We start from the raw sequence: 16202 nt of genomic DNA on the forward strand, positions 1-16202 counted from the left end.
GGCAGTGGCACCGCCCACCTGAAGTTGGCGCCGTGACATGACCCGCGGCGCGCGGCTTGCCGAGTGGGTGGTCATGTATGCCTTCAGCGTTGCGGTGGCTCTGGCCTTGGCCAGCGTCATCGTGGAGGCCACTGGAGGTGACTGGTGGCCGGTGGTAGAGGCCTTGGTGGACGGCAGCATCATGTCGTCCGGCCGTTGGGGGGAAACCCTCGGAGTAGCCGTTCCCCTGCTGCTGGTGGCGCTGGGCACGGTTATCTCGGCCAAGGCCGGATTGATCAACATCGGCCAAGAGGGCCAACTGTTCATCGGCGCGGCGTTCGCCACCTATTTCGGCTATCTCATCGGCGGTCCCGGCCCGCTGAACCTGGTGGTAATCATGCTGTTCGGCGCGGTGGGTGGAGCGGTTTGGGCCTCGGTGGCCGTGTTGCTGCGCTATTGGCGGGGAGTTCCCGAAGTGTTGAGCACGCTTCTGCTGGTAATTGTCGCCACCCAGGCGGTGGGCTATGGCCTGAGGCAGGACTGGCTGTTGCTGGCACCGGGAGCGGATCGAGGCAACCGCAACCAGGTGAGCCAGCAGCTAGCCGACGACAACCGGATTCCCCGCCCCAATATTTTCGGCAATGAGTTTCCCATAACCGTCTACGTTGCGCTGGCTTTGGCTGTGGTGGTGGCTTATGTGCTGGCTCGAACCGTGTGGGGTTTCCGCCTCCGGATGCTGGGGCACAACCCCAGAGCCGCCCAGCGGGCCGGGGTGTCATCCACCGTCTATGGGGCCACTGCGTTGGCCATCGGAGGGGGCTTTGCCGGATTGGCCGGGGCGGCCATGTTTGCCGGCGGCGGCTTCTACTTCGGCAACTATCGGCTGGTGCCCGGCTTCTCCGACAACATCGGCTGGACAGGGCTGTTAGTTGCCCTGGTCGCCCGGGAGCGGGCCCTGCCCGCGGTAGTGGCCGCGTTCGTGTTCGCCGGGCTGAGGACCGGATCGGGGTTCGTGAACAGCACCGGGGTAGAGAGCCGAATAACCGATGTGGTTCAGGGACTCCTGGTGCTGGCCTTGTTGGTTCCCCCCGCCGTGATATTCCTGCGGGATCGCCGCCGGGCCCGGGCCGCGGCCACCGAGAGAGTGTGATGCTGTGCTGATCGACTTCTTCACCGCAGTAGGCGATGTGCTGTCCAGCGAGTCCACCTATATCAACGGCGCGCTGTTCGCCGCGTTGCTGGGTTTCGCGGCCACCGGAGAGTGGGTGGCTGAGCGTTCGGGCACTTTGAACATCTCGGTGGAGGGGATGCTGCTGAGCGGAGCCTTTGCCGGAATCCTCGGATATCACCTCACCGATTCGATTGCGGTGGGTTTGGTGTTCGGTGCCATCGGCGGGATGCTGGTGGCCGCAGTGCAGGCCGAGATGAGCCACCGCCTCACCGCCGACCAATTCGTGGTAGGCCTTACTCTCAACATATTGGTCTTCGGCTTGGTCGGGTTCTTGGATCGGGAAATCGAACCCCAGGCCGATCGGGCCTCAAATCTGGAGATACCGCTGCTGGTGGATATCCCCTTGATAGGCGAGGCGCTGTTCGGGGCGCCGTGGCCGTTCTTTCTCTTGTACGGACTGGTGCCGTTCTCGTGGTGGCTGGTGTACCGCACTCGATGGGGACTGGAACTGCGGGCGGCGGGGGAGAACCCCCAGTCGGCCGACGTGAGCGGCATCGACGTGAACCGCCGTCGCCGCCAGGCGATTTACTACGCCGGGCTGACCTCCGGGCTGGGCGGGGCGTATTTCCTGTTTGCCCAGCTTGCCGCGTTCGACGATTCCATTATCGGTGGCCGGGGGTTCATCGCCATAGCCGCGGTGATCTTCGGCGGATGGACGCTGTGGGGCACCATGGCGGGCTGTGTTTTGTTTGCCGGCGCCTTGTCGTTCCGACTTTCCGTGCAGGGTCTGGGATATGAGTTGAATACCGAGTTGTTGCAGGCCCTGCCCTATCTGGTGACCATCGGGGCCATGGCCATCTTCGCCAAACGGGTACGCCCCCCCGCCGCCTTGGCCCAACCATTTGTCCGCGGGTTGAAATGATCTGAGCGCTTCGGACTTGGGTCGGTGGTGCAAGTGGCGCAAATGTTGACTCATTAGCGATGAGGCAAATAGGCTGTTGCTGTGTCAAAACGCCTGCAAGTGTTGCTGGACGAACAGGAGTACGTTGAGTTTCAGGGGATCGCTCGCAAGCAGCGGATGACGTTGGCGGAGTGGGTGAGGCAGGCTTTGCGCGAGGCCAAGAGCGGCCAAACTGGGACGATGGAAGCGAAGCTGCGAGTGATCGCGGAGGCGTCTAAATACCGGTATCCCTCTGCGGACATTGATGTGATGCTCGATGAGATTGACGCAGGGCGGGGACTGGATTGATCTTTGTCGACTCCAACGTGCCCATGTACCTGGTGGGCGCAGAGCACCCGAACAAAGACAGGGCTGTGGCGATGTTGACCCAGCTGGTTACCGAAGGCGAGCGCTTCATCACAGATGTGGAGGTGTATCAGGAGATCCTCCATCGATATTGCGCCATTCGGCGCAAGGAGGCCATTGATGCTGCTTTCGAGAGTTTGGATGGCCTGGTCGACGAAGTTTTGAGCTTCGATTTGCCTGTTGTGCGCGCTGCCCGAGACCTGCTGGAGACGGCGGCTGGTTTGTCGGCGCGCGATGCACTGCACGCCGCGGTGATGCGGGAGGCCGGAACCCGGCGCATATTCAGCTTTGACAGTGGCTTTGACGCAATCGAATGGGTCGAGCGGCTGAAGTAAGGGTGCGGCCATGAAAGCGATGCGATACCACGAGCCTGGCGGGGCCGAGGTGCTCTGTTATGAGGAGGTGGCAGATCCTGAGCCGGGACCGGTGGATGTGGTGGTGGATGTGGTGGCTGCTGCGCTCAACCGGCTGGATGTGGTGCAGCGCAACGGGTGGTTTGCCATGCCGGGGTTCACGCTGCCCCACATTGCGGGGATGGACGTGGCCGGGGTGGTTTCTGAGGTGGGCGCCGAGGTCGATGGGGTGGCCGTGGGTGACCGGGTGGTGGTGGATCCGTCGCTGGCCGGGGTGGAAGACCGCTCCAAGCTGGGGGGACGAGGCGACCTGTATGGCGAGCTGGGCATCATCGGCGGCACCGTCGACGGGGGCTACGCCGAGCGGTGCCTGGTGCCGGCGTCCCACGTCTATCCAGTGCCTCACGCCATATCGCTGGAGACCGCAGCCACCTTCCCCACCTGCTATCTCACCGCCGCCCATGGACTATTCGAGGTAGGTGGCCTAATTGCGGGCGAAACGGTGATGATCCACGCCGCGGGGTCGGGGGTGTCGGTGGCCGCCATCCAATTTGCCGTCAACGCCGGGGCCACCGTTTTGGCCACCGCAGGCACTGACGAGAAATGCCAGCGGGCCTTGGAGCTGGGGGCAGACCATGCGCTCAACAACCGAACCGGTGACGTGGCCGGGTGGGCTCGCGAGCTGACTGCCGGAGCCGGTGTCCACATGGTGTTCGACCATGTTGGCACCGCCCTGTTCGGCCCGTCGCTGTTCGCGCTGGGCATCGGGGGGAGGCTGGTGAACTGCGGCAACTCCTCCGGCGACGAGGCGGTCATTCCGTCGTTGGGCTACGTGTTCCACTCCGGCATCAAGATCCTGGGGTCCGATCCCTATCGTCCCGAGGAATTCGGCCCGGCGTGGGACACCTTCTGCGGCGACGGCTTCACCGCCGCGGTCGACTCGGTGTTCGAGTTGGCCAACGCAGCCGAAGCCCAAGACAAGATGCTGGCCAGCGACTTCTTCGGCAAGATCCTGCTGAAGCCCTGAACAGAGTCGATGGAGTCCGGGAGAGCGAGTGGTTGATTCCCCGTATCCCGAGCTGAAGAAGTCCCACGTTCCTGAGCGGGTGGGCCGCCCCTGGACCGATCACAAGCCCCCGCCGTCAGCCCCGGTGTGGGAGGTCATCAGCGGGTTCGGCTCATTCCACGTGCTGGTTGCCGCCTTGGAGCTGGGAGTGTTCGATGCCCTGTCCGACCGGGGTGCCCATCCCGGAGTCCCACCGGAAGTGACCGCGCCGGAGCTGGCCGCAGAGCTTGAAGTATCAGCCCCCCACCTGGAGGCGCTGCTCGACTCGCTTGCGGTGCTCGGGCTGCTCGAACGGGTGGACGGTCGGTATGGCCTGAACGACGCCGCGGCCCGCTATCTCACCACCGATGGCGCGGCGTCGATGGCCTCGCTGGTGCCGGTGGCCCCCGGCCCATTGGACAACTGGTCGCGGCTAGCCGACACCATCCGGGCTGGCCGCCCTGCCGAGCCGATCGACGACGACCCGGCCGATTTCTACCGGCCCCTGGTGGAGGGCACCTTCACCACCATGCTCGGAGCCGCCACCCGAGCCGACCTCCAGGTTCGCTACAGCGCCATGACCGCCCCGAGGGTACTGGATCTGGGGGCGGGCGGAGCGCCGTGGGCCATCGCCGTGCTCAAGGCCTGCCCGGGGGCCACCGCGGTGGTCAACGACCTCAACGGGGTGATCGACGTGGCCCGCCGCACCACCGTCGAGCACGGAGTGGCCGACCGCTGCGAGTTCCGCCCCGGCGACTTCCACACCATCGACATCGAGTCCGAGGGCTACGACATCACAGTGCTGGGCCATGTCTGCCGCACCGAGGGCCCCGACGGCGCCCGCCGCCTCATCGCCAGAGCACACCAGGCCCTGCGCCCCGAAGGCCGCCTCCTATTGGCCGACTACTTCACCGCCCCCGAACCCCAATGGAGCCCCCACAGCGTGCTCATGGGCATGACCATGATGGCCAGCACCGTCCACGGCTTCCCCATAGCCGCGTCGCAGGTCGCCGCCTGGCTCCAAGGAGCCGGTTTCGAGTCCATCCGCCTAATAGAGCCCATCGGCCACCAATACGCCTACACCGCGACAAAACCCAGAAATTCTCAACAAACAAAAGAGGGTTCATAGATGGATAGAGACGCAAGGGCGGCGGCTCTTCTTGGGGACACATGGCGAGGCGGGGCGGTGGGTGGCCCGGCTCAGGGCGCCCGCCGCCCGGACCCCGCGGAGGACGGCGGGCTGGGCCGGGACAGGCCCCGCCGCCCCGCCGGACAAGCGCCACCAACCGAATCCAAGAGCCGCCGCCCGGACGCGCGCCAATACAAAATAGGAGCACCATGACCGAGCACATCGACACGCTGATCAAGGGCTGGTACCTGGTCACCATGAACCCGACCCGCGACATCATCCGCCACGGCGCAGTGGCGATCCGGGGCAACCAGATTGTCGAAGTGGGCAAAGCATCCGACCTCGAAGCCCGCTACCAGGCATCCGAGACGGTGGGCGGCGACCGCTTCGTGGTAACGCCGGGGCTGGTAAACACCCACATCCACATCACCGGCGAGCCCCTCACCCGGGGATACGTCCCCGACGACACCCCGTTTGAGGAAAACGTGTTCCAATGGCTGTGCCCGCTGTATTCGGTGTACACGGCCGAGGAGGAGCGGCTCTCGGGCCAGTTGGCCGCGGTGGAGATGCTCAAGTCGGGCACCACTTGCTTTCTGGAGGCGGGCACCATCCGATTCGTCGACGAGGTGATGGACGGGCTGGAAGAAGCCGGCATCCGGGGGCGGATCGGCAAGTGGGTGTGGGACCTTCCCCCCGAACCCAGCGTGTACCGCCAAGACACCGACGAGGCCATCGCCAACATTCGGGACACCGTCGAGCGATTCCGGGGCGCTGCCGGTGGACGGCTCGGGGCGTGGTCGATGGTGGTGGGCCACACCACTTGCTCCGACCCCCTGTGGCAAGCAGCCCGGGTCACAGCCGACGAGTACGGCGTGGGGCTCAACTTCCACATGTCGCCCGCCCGGCTCGACCCCGACACCTTCATCGCTGCCTTCGGCCAGCGGCCCATGGTCCACCTCGGCGAGCTGGGGGTGCTGGGCGACGACACCTCCATCACCCACTGCGTGCATGTGGACCACCAGGAAATCCAGCTTCTGGCCGGGGCGGGCACGTCAGTTGTCCACTGCCCGACCACCGCGCTGAAGGTGAGCTACGGCGTGACCCAGATCGGCAAGATCCCCGAGATGGTCACTGCCGGCGTGAACGTGAGCCTGGGCACCGACGGCAACAACGCCTCCAACTACTCCGATCTGATGCGGGCCACCTACCTAGTGGCCGGATTGTTCAAAGACGCCCGCATGGACCCACAGATGTTCCCGGCCGAGAAGGCCTACGAGATGGCTACCCTGGGCGGGGCCCGGACCATGCTGATGCAAGACGAGATCGGCTCGCTGGAGCCGGGCAAGCTGGCCGACGTGGTGCTGCACGACACCGACCGTCCCGAATGGCGGCCGCTGTTGAACGTGATGAACCAGCTCGTGTGGTCAGCCGACGGCCGGGGGGTTCACACCGTGTTCGTGGACGGACAGAAGGTGGTTGAGGCCGGCCGCATGACCACCATCGACGAGGACACCTTCTTTGCCCGCTGCCAGCAGGCCGGAGAAGCAGTAGTGGCCCGATCCGGCCTCCCCGACAAGGCCAAGTTCCCCATTTGGTAGGCGGCCCACCGCTCAGGAGAACAGCTCGCGCTTGACGATCTTGCCGGCGGCGTTGCGGGGCAGCGGGGTGGGGCGGGACTCCCAGAGGGTGGGCACTTTGTAGGGGGCCAGCACTTGTCGGCACCACCGGGCCAGCTCCTCAAAGTCCAATGGGGCGCTGGCGGAGGGCACCACCACGGCCTTCACTTCTTGTCCCACTTCGGGGTGGTCCACGCCGAACACCGCCGACTCCGCTACCAACGGGTGGGCGTCGAGGCGGTATTCGATCTCGATCGGGTAGATGTTCTCGGCGTTGCGCAGGATCATGTCCCGGGCCCGCGAGTTGATGTAGAGATAGCCGTCGGTGTCGAAGCAGCCGATGTCACCGGTGTTGAGCCACCGGTCTGCGTCGATGGCGGCCGCGGTGGCCTCGGGGTCGTTCCAGTATTCAAGCATGGTGTAGGCACTGCGGCACCAGATGTCGCCCTCTTGACCGGCGGGCCGCGGCCGGCCGTCGGGGCCGCGGATTTCGGCCTCGAAGCCGATGGCCACCCGGCCGCATGATGTGGGTCGGTCGCGATACTCAGCTCCGCCGATGCCGGCGATGACCGCCACCGATTCTGACGACCCGTATCCCATGCCCACCGCCGGGGCGGCGCTGGGAAAGGCTTGGCGCAGCAGGTCTTGCACTGCCGGGCTGGCCGGCGCGCCGCCGAAGCCCACGTTGACCACGCTGGAGGTGTCGAACTCCCCCAAGCGGGGATGATTGGCCAGCCGTGATCCGATGCTGCCCAGCGCGGCGAATGAGGTCACCCCCTCGTCTTGGATGAGCTGGAGCACGGCTTCGGGATCGAAGCGGCCCCGCCGGTAGACGATCTTGCCCCCGGTGGTCATGCTGATAAGCGTGGTTCCGTACAGGCCCGAAACGTGGAACAACGGCGAGGTGCCCAGCGTGACCGCCTGGGCCGGGGGGCTAGGGGCCTCGCTGCCATCGGGAGGGGGGTTGGTGCGCTTTTCGGCGAATACCCGCACTGCTCCGCTGCACATGGTGGATTGGACGAAGCCGATCAGGCCCCGGTGCGAACCCACCGCGCCCTTGGGGCGTCCGGTGGTGCCGCTGGTGAACAAGATCACCGCCGGGTCGTCCTCAGCCAGGGGGACATCGATGTCTTCAAGGGTTGCCCCCGCGCCGACGGCGATGAAGTCGGCCCAGTCGTCCTCGATCACCAGGAGCGGTGTCTCGGCTCGGCCCGACCCGGAGCGCTCCAGGCGGGGGCGGTCGGCGATCACCAGCGCGGGCTCGCTCAACACGGTGGCGTAGTCCACCTCGTCGGCGGTCCACCAGCCGTTGTAGGCCGACACGATGGCGCCGATGCTGGTGGCGGCAAAGAACGACACCACCCACTCGGGGCAGTTGGCCGCGAAAATGGCCACCCGGTCGCCGTGGCCGATTCCCCGCTGTTGCAGGGCAACGGCGGCTGCCGCCACCTGGCCGATGAAGTCGTCGAAGGTAAGCCGCTGCTGGTCCAGCACCAGGAACTCCCGGTCGCCGAAGCTGGCGGTGTTGGCCGCCATCTCCCTCAGCGACCGCATCCGGTTGGCGAACACCGCAGCCGGCTGCCCCAAAACCTCTTCGGCGGCCAGCTCGAACACACCCCCGGGCCCGGTCAGCTCTTGGATCACGTCCTCGCGAACACCCACGGTTCTGAACCCTAATCACTGGCTGGGATTGTTCACTGGTCGCAGACCGGCTTCGACGGGCTGATGCCGGGGCTCAGGATCTATCGTGGGCCTATGACTGAGGTCGTTATCGTTGAAGCCGTTCGCTCCCCAGTAGGCAAGCGAAACGGTGGCTTGTCTTCCGTCCATCCCACTGGGCTGCTCGGCCAGGTCCAGACGGCCGCGGTGGAGCGGTCGGGAATCGATCCGGCGGCCATCGGCCAGGTGGTGGGCGGCTGCGTGGACCAGATCGGGGCCCAGGCCATGAACGTGACCCGCACCGCCTGGCTCACCGCCGGGCTGCCCACCGAAACGGCGTGCAGCACGGTGGACTCCCAGTGCGGCTCGTCGCAGCATGCGGTGAATCTGGCGTACAGCTTGGTGAAGTCCGGGGTGGAGGACGCCGTGTTGGCCTGCGGTGTGGAGAGTATGAGCATCGTGCCCATCGGGTCGAACGCCACCGCCGACGGGGTGGGCCGCCCGGTGACCCGCGACTACTTCGGCCACTACGAGCTCACCTCCCAATTCGAGGGAGCGGAGCGGATGGCCGACAAGTGGGGCATCACCCGGGAGGACTGCGACCGTTTCGGCCAGGCTTCCCAGCAGCGAGCGGCCCGGGCGGTGGCCGAGGGCCGGTTCGAGACCCAGATCGTGCCCATCGAGGCCCCAGTGCTGGATGAGGACGGCAAGAGGACCGACGAGATGGCCACCGTCAGCACCGACGAGGGCTTGCGGGACACCACCTTGGAAGGGCTGGCCACCCTCAAGCCGGTGGCCCGGCCCGACGGGGTACACACCGCGGGGTCGTCATCGCAGATCTCCGACGGTGCCGGCGCAGTGCTCATGATGACCGCCGATCGGGCTGAGCAGATCGGCCTTACCCCGAGGGCCCGGGTGGTGGAGGCCTGCCTGGTGGGATGCGACCCGGTATTGATGCTGGAGGGGCCGATCCCGGCCACTCATCGGCTGCTGGAGCGAGCCGGGCTAGCCATTGACGACATCGACGTGGTGGAGATCAACGAGGCGTTCGCCTCGGTGGTGCTGTGCTGGGCCGCCGAGGTGGTCCCCGACATGGAGCGGGTGAACCCCAACGGCGGCGCCATCGCCCTAGGCCACCCGCTGGGGGGAACCGGCTCGATCCTGGTAACCAAGGCGCTCCACGAACTGGAGCGCACTGATGGCCGGCGAGGGCTCATCACCATGTGCTGTGGCGGTGGCCTGGGCACGGGCACCCTGATCGAGAGGCTCTAGTTCTCCACCGGTGCGTTGCAGGCCCTCCCAGAGCCTGATGCCCAGAGCCTGATTGCCGCTGGCGCGGGCGTCAGCCCGAACTAGCTGGTGGTGCCGTACTCGGTCTCGCTCCACGGGCCAGATCCTTGGCTGTTGACCGCTTGGACCCGTACTCCGAAGTAGGTGGCATCGGCTAGTCCGACGATGGTGTGGCTGTCACTGGAGGCGGTGCCAGCGCTGCTCCAGCCGGATATGCAACGCGACGTGGTTGTACCGTCGTTGTTGGTGGTCTCCCTGGCGGTACACCGCTGAATGTTGTAGCCAGTGATATCTGACGCGCCTTGGTCGGGCGCGGTCCAGCTTACCGACAACTCGCCGCTGCCTGCTGCTGAGACGCTCAAGCTGGAGGGAGCGGCGGGTCTGCCGGTGGGAGCGGTGGAGGCTTGGGCCCAACCGCTTTCGCCGGCCACGTTGTGGGACCTGATTTGCACGTCGTATCGGCGGCCTACGATGAGGCCGGTGATGGAGTAAGAGGTGTCGACGCCGAAGTAGGCGAAGCTCCAGTTGCCGCCCCTGACGCGGTATTGCAGGGTGTAGCCGGTGATGGCCGTTCCCCCGAAGTTTTCGGGGGCCTTCCACGCCACGTTGAGGGTGACCCCACCCCCTTCGGGGTAGGTTTCGGCGAATACTATGTCGGTGGGCCGACCGGGCCGGGTGGCCGGGGTGGCTGTTGCCGAGGTGGTGCCTCCGTCGCCGGCGCTGTTGGTGGCAAACACCCGCACGGAGTATTCATTGCCGTTGGTGAGGCCGCCGATGGTGATGGAGGTGCCGCTGGTGGTCGTGTATCGAGTCCAGTCGGAGAAACGACAGCTTCCGGTCGTCGTGTCCCCGTTGTTTTGGCAGTCCACCGTGTAGCGGGTGATGCGGGCCCCGTTGGCCGCGGGCGCGGCCCACCGCAGGGCAATCCGGCCGCTGTCCGGGGTGGCGGTGAGGCCGGAGGGCGCATCCGGGACGGCGGGGGCATCGGTGGTAGCGAAGCTGACATCGCTCCACGGGCCGTTCCCGAAGCGGTTCACGGCCCGGACTCGCACGCTGTAGCCGGTGGCGCCGGTGAGACCGGTGACGGTGTGGCTGGTGGAGGTGGCATCGATGTCGGCGTCCGCGGCGGTGCGCCACGAGCCGGTACACGGATACGTGGTTGTCTCGACCCCGTTGTTGGTAACGGTCCTCTCTCTTGCGGTACACCACTGGACGCCGTAGTCGGTGATGGCCGATGCGCCTTGGTCGGGCGCCGACCAGCCTATGGTCAACTCGCCGCGGCTGACGCTTGAGATGGTCGGATCAGCAGGCTTGGCCGGTGTGCCGGTCGGATCGCTGGAGGCTTGGACCCAATTGCTCTCACCGGCTGCGTTGATGGACCTGATTTGCACGTAATACCGGGGGCCCACGGTGAGACCGGTGATGCTGATTTCGAGGGTGCTTGCGCCGCCGGCATGGGCGAAGCTCCAATTGCCGTTGCTGGCGCGGTATTGCACGGTGTAGCCGGTGATGGCCGACCCGCCAGTGGCCTGGTCAGTGGGCGCAGTCCACGACACGGCAAGGGTGAGCCCGCCGCCTCCGGGGTAGCTCGGGACGATTTCTATATCGGTGGGCGGGCCGGGCCGGGTGGCCGGGGTGGCTGTTGCCGAGGTGGTGCCTCCGTCGCCGGCGCTGTTGGTGGCAAACACCCGCACGGAGTATTCATTGCCGTTGGTGAGGCCGCCGATGGTGATGGAGGTGCCGCTGGTGGTCGTGTATCGAGTCCAGTCGGTGGAACGACAGCTTCCGGTCGTCGTGTCCCCGTTGTTTTGGCAGTACACCGTGTAGCGGGTGATGCGGGCCCCGTTGGCCGCGGGCGCGGCCCAACTCAGCCGTATTTGGCGGCTGTTCGGGGTGGCGGTGAGGCCCGATGGTGCGCCTGGGACGTCGGGGGGATTGGTGGTTGCGGTGTAGGCATTGCTCCACCCGCTGACTCCGGCGGCGTTGAAGGCTTGGGCACGCACGCGGTAGGCGGTGTTGCCGGTGAGGCCGGTGACGGTGTGGGTGGTGCTGGAGGCGGTGCCCGCGTTGCTCCAGCCGCTAGAGCAAGACCAAGTGCCGTCGTTGTTGGCCCGCGCGTTGCACCGCTGCACGTTGTAGCCGCTTATGCCCGATGGTGAGGCGGGCGCAGTCCAGATGGCTGTCAACTCGCTGCGCCCCACGCTCGTGATGGTCAATCCGGTGGGTGCGCCGGGCCGGGATGGCGTGGTGGCCGAGTCAGTGGCGCTCCATCCGCTCATGCCGGCGGAGTTGAGGGCTTGGACCCGAACGCGATAGGTGGTGCCGGTGGACAGGCCGGCAATGGTGACGCTGGTGGCCGGCGGGTTCCCGGTGACGGTGGTCGACCGCCAGCTCGTGCATGCGCCGGAGCAGTATTGGACGGTGTAGCTGGAAATGGGCGATCCACCGGAGGCAGGGGCGGTCCATGTGACCTGGATATTGCGGCCGCTGGGGGAAGCCACGACGTTGGCAGGGATGCGGGGCGGGGCTGCTGGGGTGGCGGTTGTGGTGGTCCAAGCGCTGTTGCCTATTCGGTTGGCGGCTCTCACCCGGATGTCGTATGGGGTCCCGTTGGACAGCCCGGAGAGGGTGGCCGATGTGCCCGAGACGGAGGTGTAGTTGGTCCAGGCAATGCTGCCGCAGCTGCCGGCGGCGATGGCGGTTCCGCCAAGCCGGCACTCCACGCTGTATCCGGTTATGGGGGCGCCGTTGTTGGACGGCGCGTTCCACCGCAGGTCGATTTGGCCGTCGTCGATGGTGGCCACCAGGCCAGTGGGGGTGCCCGGGGGAGTGGCGGCCGCGGTGGTTGCGAATCGGGTGCTGCTCCACGGGCCGGTTCCGCGGCTGTTGAGAGCTTGGACCCTAACCCCGAAGGAGGTGCCGCCGGCGAGGCCGCCGATCGTGTGGCTGGTGCCTGTGGCACTGGCCGAACTCCAAGAGCTGGCGCAGACATTGATAGCGGCCGACGCCGTACACCATTGAACGGTGTATCCGGTGATGCCCGATGCGCCAACGGAGGCGGGCGCGGCCCAGGCGACGGTCAGCCGGTCGGGGCCGGTGCCGGCGAATTGCACGCTTGCGGGCCGGCCAGGCCGGTCGCTCGGAGAGCTGTTCGTGCCGCTCCAGATGCTGTTCCCGGCGCTGTTGGTGGCTCTGACGCAGAGGCGGTATTGGTTGCTGTTGGCGAGGCCGCCGATGGTGGTGGAAGTGGCCGACGTGGTGCGGACATTCCAGGCGCCGATCGTGGTGGCCGTCGGGCAGGTGAAGGCGTTGGCTTGGTAGGCCACGGTGTAGCCGGTGATGGGTGCCCCGCCGTCGTCGGGCGCGGTCCAGGTAGCGGTGAGTTGGCCGTCGCCGGCGGTGGCCTCCACGCTGCCAGGAGCGCCGGGGACGGTTGCAGGGGTGGCGGTGGTACCGCTCCAGGTGCTGTCGCCCGCCCGGTTGGTGGCTCTGACGCACACGCGGTAGGCAGTGCCGTTGGCGAGGCCGCCGAGGGTGGTGGAGGTGCTCGAGGTTATGCGGGGATTCCACGAGTTGTCGATGTCGGTCGGGCAGGCGGCGGTGTCGGCTTGGTAGGCCACGGTGTAGTCGGCGATAGGTGCCCCGCCGTCGTCGGGCGCGGTCCAGGCTACGGTGATCTGGCCGTCGCCGGCGGTGGCCTCCACGTTGCCGGGAGCGCCGGGGGGTTCTGAAGTGTCTGCGGCGGCGCGCAGCGTGGCGACTGCGGTCGAGTCGAGGGCGAGGTAGCAGCCGATGCTCTCATCCCACCCCCAGCTGAGGCGGGCCAGCACGGTTTGGCCGTCGGCGGTTTTGGCCGCGTCCACCGGCTCGGCGCCGAACCGGTGGTGCTCGAAGCAGCGCATAGAGGCAGCGGTCTGGCCCTGGGGCAGGCTCTCGGTCCGGCCCGCGGCCCGCAAGGCGGCCACTGCGTCGCCGCCGAGGGCGAGGTAGCAGCCGATGCTCTCATCCCACCCCCAGCTGACCTGGGCTAAAACGGTTTGGCCGTCGGCGGTCTTGGCCACGTCTACCGGCTCGGCGCCAAAGAGGTGGAACGCTGAGCAGCGCTCCGCAGCGCTCTGGCCGGCCGAGTCTGGTTGCGCGGTCGCTGCGGGTGTGCCGGCAACGACAAGCACGGACGCGGCCAGCATTACTGCCAGCACCAGCCCCACACCCCGTCGGGACGATCTGGCGTTGAAAAAGGCTGGCCATCCTGCAAAGAGCATGGGCAAAACTATATCCCAATCAGTCCCAGCAGATGTCATGCCCCAGAGGCGCCCACGGGCGGAAAATCGCCTATCGTGGTCTCGCTATGGACGCGGAGCTGGCCGACGAACTGGTTGGCGCCATCCGCACCTGGGTGGAACGGGAGGTGATTCCCAACGCCCCCGGCCTCGAGCATGCCGACGAGTTCCCTGAGGCGATGTTTGCCCAGATGTGCGAGTTCGGCCTGTTCGGGGCCACCATCGACCCGTCCTATGGGGGGCTGGGCATGGACGCCGCCACCTATGCCCGCATCGTCGAGGAGCTGTCCCGGGGGTGGATGTCGTTGGCCGGCATCCTCAACACCCACAAGATCGCCGCCACCATGATCGGACGCTTTGGCACCGAAGAACAGCGGGAGCGCTTTCTGCCCCGCATGTGCGACGGGTCGGTGCGGTCGGCCTTCTCGTTGTCGGAGCCCGACGCCGGCAGCGACACTCGCAACATCCGCTGCCGGGCGGTGCCCGACGGGGCCGAGTGGATCGTCAACGGCACCAAGATGTGGGTTACCAACGGCATGAGGGCTCAGATGGTGATGCTTTTGGCCCGCACCCCCGACGACCGCATCACCTGCTTCATAGTGGAGAAAGCGCCGGGCCCGGGCGCCAACGGGCTCACCGTGTCGCGCACCATCCCCAAGCTGGGCTACAAGGGGGTGGAGACGGTGGAAATGGCCTATGCCGATTTTCGGGTGCCCGACGCCAACGTCCTCGGCGGTGTCGCCGGGGTGGGCCACGGGCTGCGCTATGCCCTCTCCGCGCTGGAGCTGGGGCGAATCAACATCGCGGCTCGGGCAGTGGGAGTGGCCCAGGCCGCGCTCGACGCCGCTATGAAATATGCCCAGGAGCGGGAGACGTTCGGTAGGCCCATATACGACCACCAGGCCATCGGGTTCAAGCTGGCCGAGATGGCCACCAAGCTCCACGCCGCCCGCCTGATGACCTACGACGCTGCCCGCCGCTACGACTCCGGGGAGCGCATCGATCTCGAAGCGGGCATGGCAAAGCTGTTCGCCTCCGAGGCCGCCTTCGAGATCGCCTCCGACGCTCTGCGCATCCACGGAGGCAATGGCTATACCGAGGAGTACCCGGTGGAGCGCTACTTCCGGGACGCGCCGCTTATGATCATCGGGGAGGGGACCAGCGAGATCCAGAAGATGGTGATCGCCCGCCACCTCCGCGATCGGTACTCCTGACAGTGGCGGTGGCCCAAGGGAGCGCCAATGGTTGAACCTCAGCACATGCGCACCGTGATGGAGCAGTACGCCGTCGCCGTCAGCGCCGGCGATGTGGAGGCGATCTTGTCGTTCTACGCCGACGACGGGTCGTGCCAGGTGCCGGTGGGCGGGCCGGTGCAGGAGGGAATCGGCGCCATTCGGGCGTTCTACGAGGGCAACGAACTGGCTGAAACCCTAGTGCTGACCGGTCCGGTGCGGGTGGCGGGCAATGAGGCGGCCGCGCCGATGGTGGCCCGAGTCTGCTTCGACGGCGTCGACTACGAGCTCGACGTGGTGGATGTGGCCGTGTTCGACGACGACGGCCTGCTGACCTCGCTGCGGGCCTTTTTCTCACTCGACTGCCTGCGTGCTGTTTGACTGGCTGAAGAAGCGTCGGCGGTGGCTGCTGTGGCTGGCCGCGCTGGGTCTGCTGGTGGGCTGGGGCCTCACCTGGGCGCTGGACTCGCCGCTGCGACCGGTTCTTGCCGAGCGCGACGGCATCCGAGCGGCCGCGGTACATGTAAGCGGTATGGCCTGCGGGCAGTTCACCGAGGGGAGTGGGTTCATGGCAGAACCCGGGTTGGTGCTCACCAATGCCCATGTGGTGGCCGGGGTCGAGCAGATCACGGTGAGCACTGCCGATGGCGAATCGGAGGTCGCGTTGTTGGTGGGATTCGACTCTGACCGCGATATCGCCGCGCTCTTGGTGCCGGACGCGGCCGCTTCTCCGGTTGCGCTGGCCCCGGTAGGCGTGAGGGCCTCCGACGTGGGCGACGCCGCGACCGTCGACTCCGATGACGGATTGTCGTTCGTGCCGTTTGAGGTTACTCGCAGAATCTTGGCCACGGGCCGCGACTTCTACGCGCAGGAGACGGAGGGCCGCCATGTGCTCGAGATCCGCTCGCTTTTGGCTGCGGGCGACTCCGGGGCGGCGTTGCTGAACTTCGACGGCGAGGTGGTGGGCATGGTGTTCGCGGTTGCCAGGGGCCGGCCCGACGAGGGGTACGCCCTCGACCGCAGCGAGATCGCCGGCTTCCTGGCCGAGATCGACAACACCCCCGCCCCGACCCCGCCCTGCCGCACCCGGTAGGGGCTTGGTCACCGTGTCTAGCCCTGCCACACCGGGTAGGGGCTAGTCT

General features: G+C 66.8%; 13 protein-coding genes. 11 read left to right on the forward strand and 2 right to left on the reverse strand.

The window, feature by feature from the left end:
* Window positions 1–37 precede the first annotated feature (37 nt).
* The 7 genes from ACOGXA_RS00135 to ACOGXA_RS00165 all read left to right on the forward strand — a co-directional run bounded on the left by ACOGXA_RS00135 (window position 38) and on the right by ACOGXA_RS00165 (window position 6581).
* On the forward strand, window positions 38–1129 hold the full coding sequence (locus tag ACOGXA_RS00135; RefSeq protein ID WP_419925270.1) for an ABC transporter permease: 1092 nt from the start codon (window positions 38–40) through the stop codon (window positions 1127–1129).
* Between the two features lie 4 nt (window positions 1130–1133).
* Complete coding sequence (locus ACOGXA_RS00140) at window positions 1134–2072, forward strand: ABC transporter permease (RefSeq protein ID WP_419925271.1); 939 nt, start codon at window positions 1134–1136, stop codon at window positions 2070–2072.
* 81 nt (window positions 2073–2153) lie between these two features.
* Complete coding sequence (locus tag ACOGXA_RS00145) at window positions 2154–2399, forward strand: antitoxin (RefSeq protein WP_419925272.1); 246 nt, start codon at window positions 2154–2156, stop codon at window positions 2397–2399.
* Window positions 2396–2791 (forward strand): type II toxin-antitoxin system VapC family toxin, encoded by a 396-nt coding sequence (locus tag ACOGXA_RS00150; RefSeq protein WP_419925273.1) that lies wholly within the window; start codon window positions 2396–2398, stop codon window positions 2789–2791. Before ACOGXA_RS00145 ends, ACOGXA_RS00150 begins: the two co-directional genes overlap by 4 nt.
* 10 nt (window positions 2792–2801) lie before the next feature.
* Window positions 2802–3836 carry a zinc-binding dehydrogenase gene (locus ACOGXA_RS00155; protein ID WP_419925274.1) on the forward strand — a complete coding sequence of 345 codons (1035 nt, stop codon included), beginning with the start codon at window positions 2802–2804 and terminating at the stop codon, window positions 3834–3836.
* 28 nt (window positions 3837–3864) lie between these two features.
* Window positions 3865–4983 carry a methyltransferase family protein gene (locus tag ACOGXA_RS00160; protein ID WP_419925275.1) on the forward strand — a complete coding sequence of 373 codons (1119 nt, stop codon included), beginning with the start codon at window positions 3865–3867 and terminating at the stop codon, window positions 4981–4983.
* A gap of 209 nt (window positions 4984–5192) precedes the next feature.
* Window positions 5193–6581 carry an amidohydrolase family protein gene (locus ACOGXA_RS00165; RefSeq protein WP_419925276.1) on the forward strand — a complete coding sequence of 463 codons (1389 nt, stop codon included), beginning with the start codon at window positions 5193–5195 and terminating at the stop codon, window positions 6579–6581.
* A 12-nt stretch (window positions 6582–6593) separates the two neighbouring features.
* On the opposite strand, the gene ACOGXA_RS00170 is transcribed toward ACOGXA_RS00165, so the two are convergent.
* Complete coding sequence (locus ACOGXA_RS00170; protein ID WP_419925277.1) at window positions 6594–8261, reverse strand: class I adenylate-forming enzyme family protein; 1668 nt, start codon at window positions 8259–8261, stop codon at window positions 6594–6596.
* A gap of 93 nt (window positions 8262–8354) precedes the next feature.
* Here ACOGXA_RS00170 and ACOGXA_RS00175 point away from each other — a divergent pair, with 93 nt between their 5' ends.
* Window positions 8355–9530: a steroid 3-ketoacyl-CoA thiolase gene (locus ACOGXA_RS00175; protein WP_419925278.1), complete on the forward strand. Its 1176-nt coding sequence runs from the start codon at window positions 8355–8357 to the stop codon at window positions 9528–9530.
* 80 nt (window positions 9531–9610) lie between these two features.
* On the opposite strand, the gene ACOGXA_RS00180 is transcribed toward ACOGXA_RS00175, so the two are convergent.
* Window positions 9611–13810 (reverse strand): fibronectin type III domain-containing protein, encoded by a 4200-nt coding sequence (locus ACOGXA_RS00180; RefSeq protein ID WP_419925279.1) that lies wholly within the window; start codon window positions 13808–13810, stop codon window positions 9611–9613.
* Window positions 13811–13896: 86 nt separating this feature from the next.
* On the opposite strand from ACOGXA_RS00180, the gene ACOGXA_RS00185 reads away from it, so the two are divergent.
* The 3 genes from ACOGXA_RS00185 to ACOGXA_RS00195 are packed head-to-tail and all read left to right on the forward strand — an operon-like array spanning window position 13897 to window position 16153.
* Complete coding sequence (locus tag ACOGXA_RS00185) at window positions 13897–15042, forward strand: acyl-CoA dehydrogenase family protein (protein WP_419925280.1); 1146 nt, start codon at window positions 13897–13899, stop codon at window positions 15040–15042.
* A gap of 27 nt (window positions 15043–15069) precedes the next feature.
* On the forward strand, window positions 15070–15441 hold the full coding sequence (locus tag ACOGXA_RS00190; protein WP_419925281.1) for a nuclear transport factor 2 family protein: 372 nt from the start codon (window positions 15070–15072) through the stop codon (window positions 15439–15441).
* Window positions 15431–16153, forward strand: coding sequence for a trypsin-like peptidase domain-containing protein (locus ACOGXA_RS00195; protein WP_419925282.1), 723 nt, complete (start codon window positions 15431–15433; stop codon window positions 16151–16153). The genes ACOGXA_RS00190 and ACOGXA_RS00195 overlap by 11 nt, the downstream gene beginning before the upstream one ends.
* Window positions 16154–16202: the final 49 nt, after the last annotated feature.

Origin of the sequence: Candidatus Poriferisocius sp. (genome assembly GCF_965208475.1) — a bacterium.
In the GTDB taxonomy this organism is placed as follows: domain Bacteria; phylum Actinomycetota; class Acidimicrobiia; order Acidimicrobiales; family Bin134; genus Poriferisocius.

Coding starts and splice junctions, on each gene's coding strand:
- ACOGXA_RS00135 (WP_419925270.1), top strand. CDS start 38: ATGACCCGCGGCGCGCGGCTTGCCGAGTGGGTGGTCATGTATGCCTTC.
- ACOGXA_RS00155 (WP_419925274.1), top strand. CDS start 2,802: ATGAAAGCGATGCGATACCACGAGCCTGGCGGGGCCGAGGTGCTCTGT.
- ACOGXA_RS00165 (WP_419925276.1), top strand. CDS start 5,193: ATGACCGAGCACATCGACACGCTGATCAAGGGCTGGTACCTGGTCACC.
- ACOGXA_RS00175 (WP_419925278.1), top strand. CDS start 8,355: ATGACTGAGGTCGTTATCGTTGAAGCCGTTCGCTCCCCAGTAGGCAAG.
- ACOGXA_RS00180 (WP_419925279.1), bottom strand. CDS start 13,810: ATGCTCTTTGCAGGATGGCCAGCCTTTTTCAACGCCAGATCGTCCCGA.
- ACOGXA_RS00185 (WP_419925280.1), top strand. CDS start 13,897: ATGGACGCGGAGCTGGCCGACGAACTGGTTGGCGCCATCCGCACCTGG.
- ACOGXA_RS00190 (WP_419925281.1), top strand. CDS start 15,070: ATGGTTGAACCTCAGCACATGCGCACCGTGATGGAGCAGTACGCCGTC.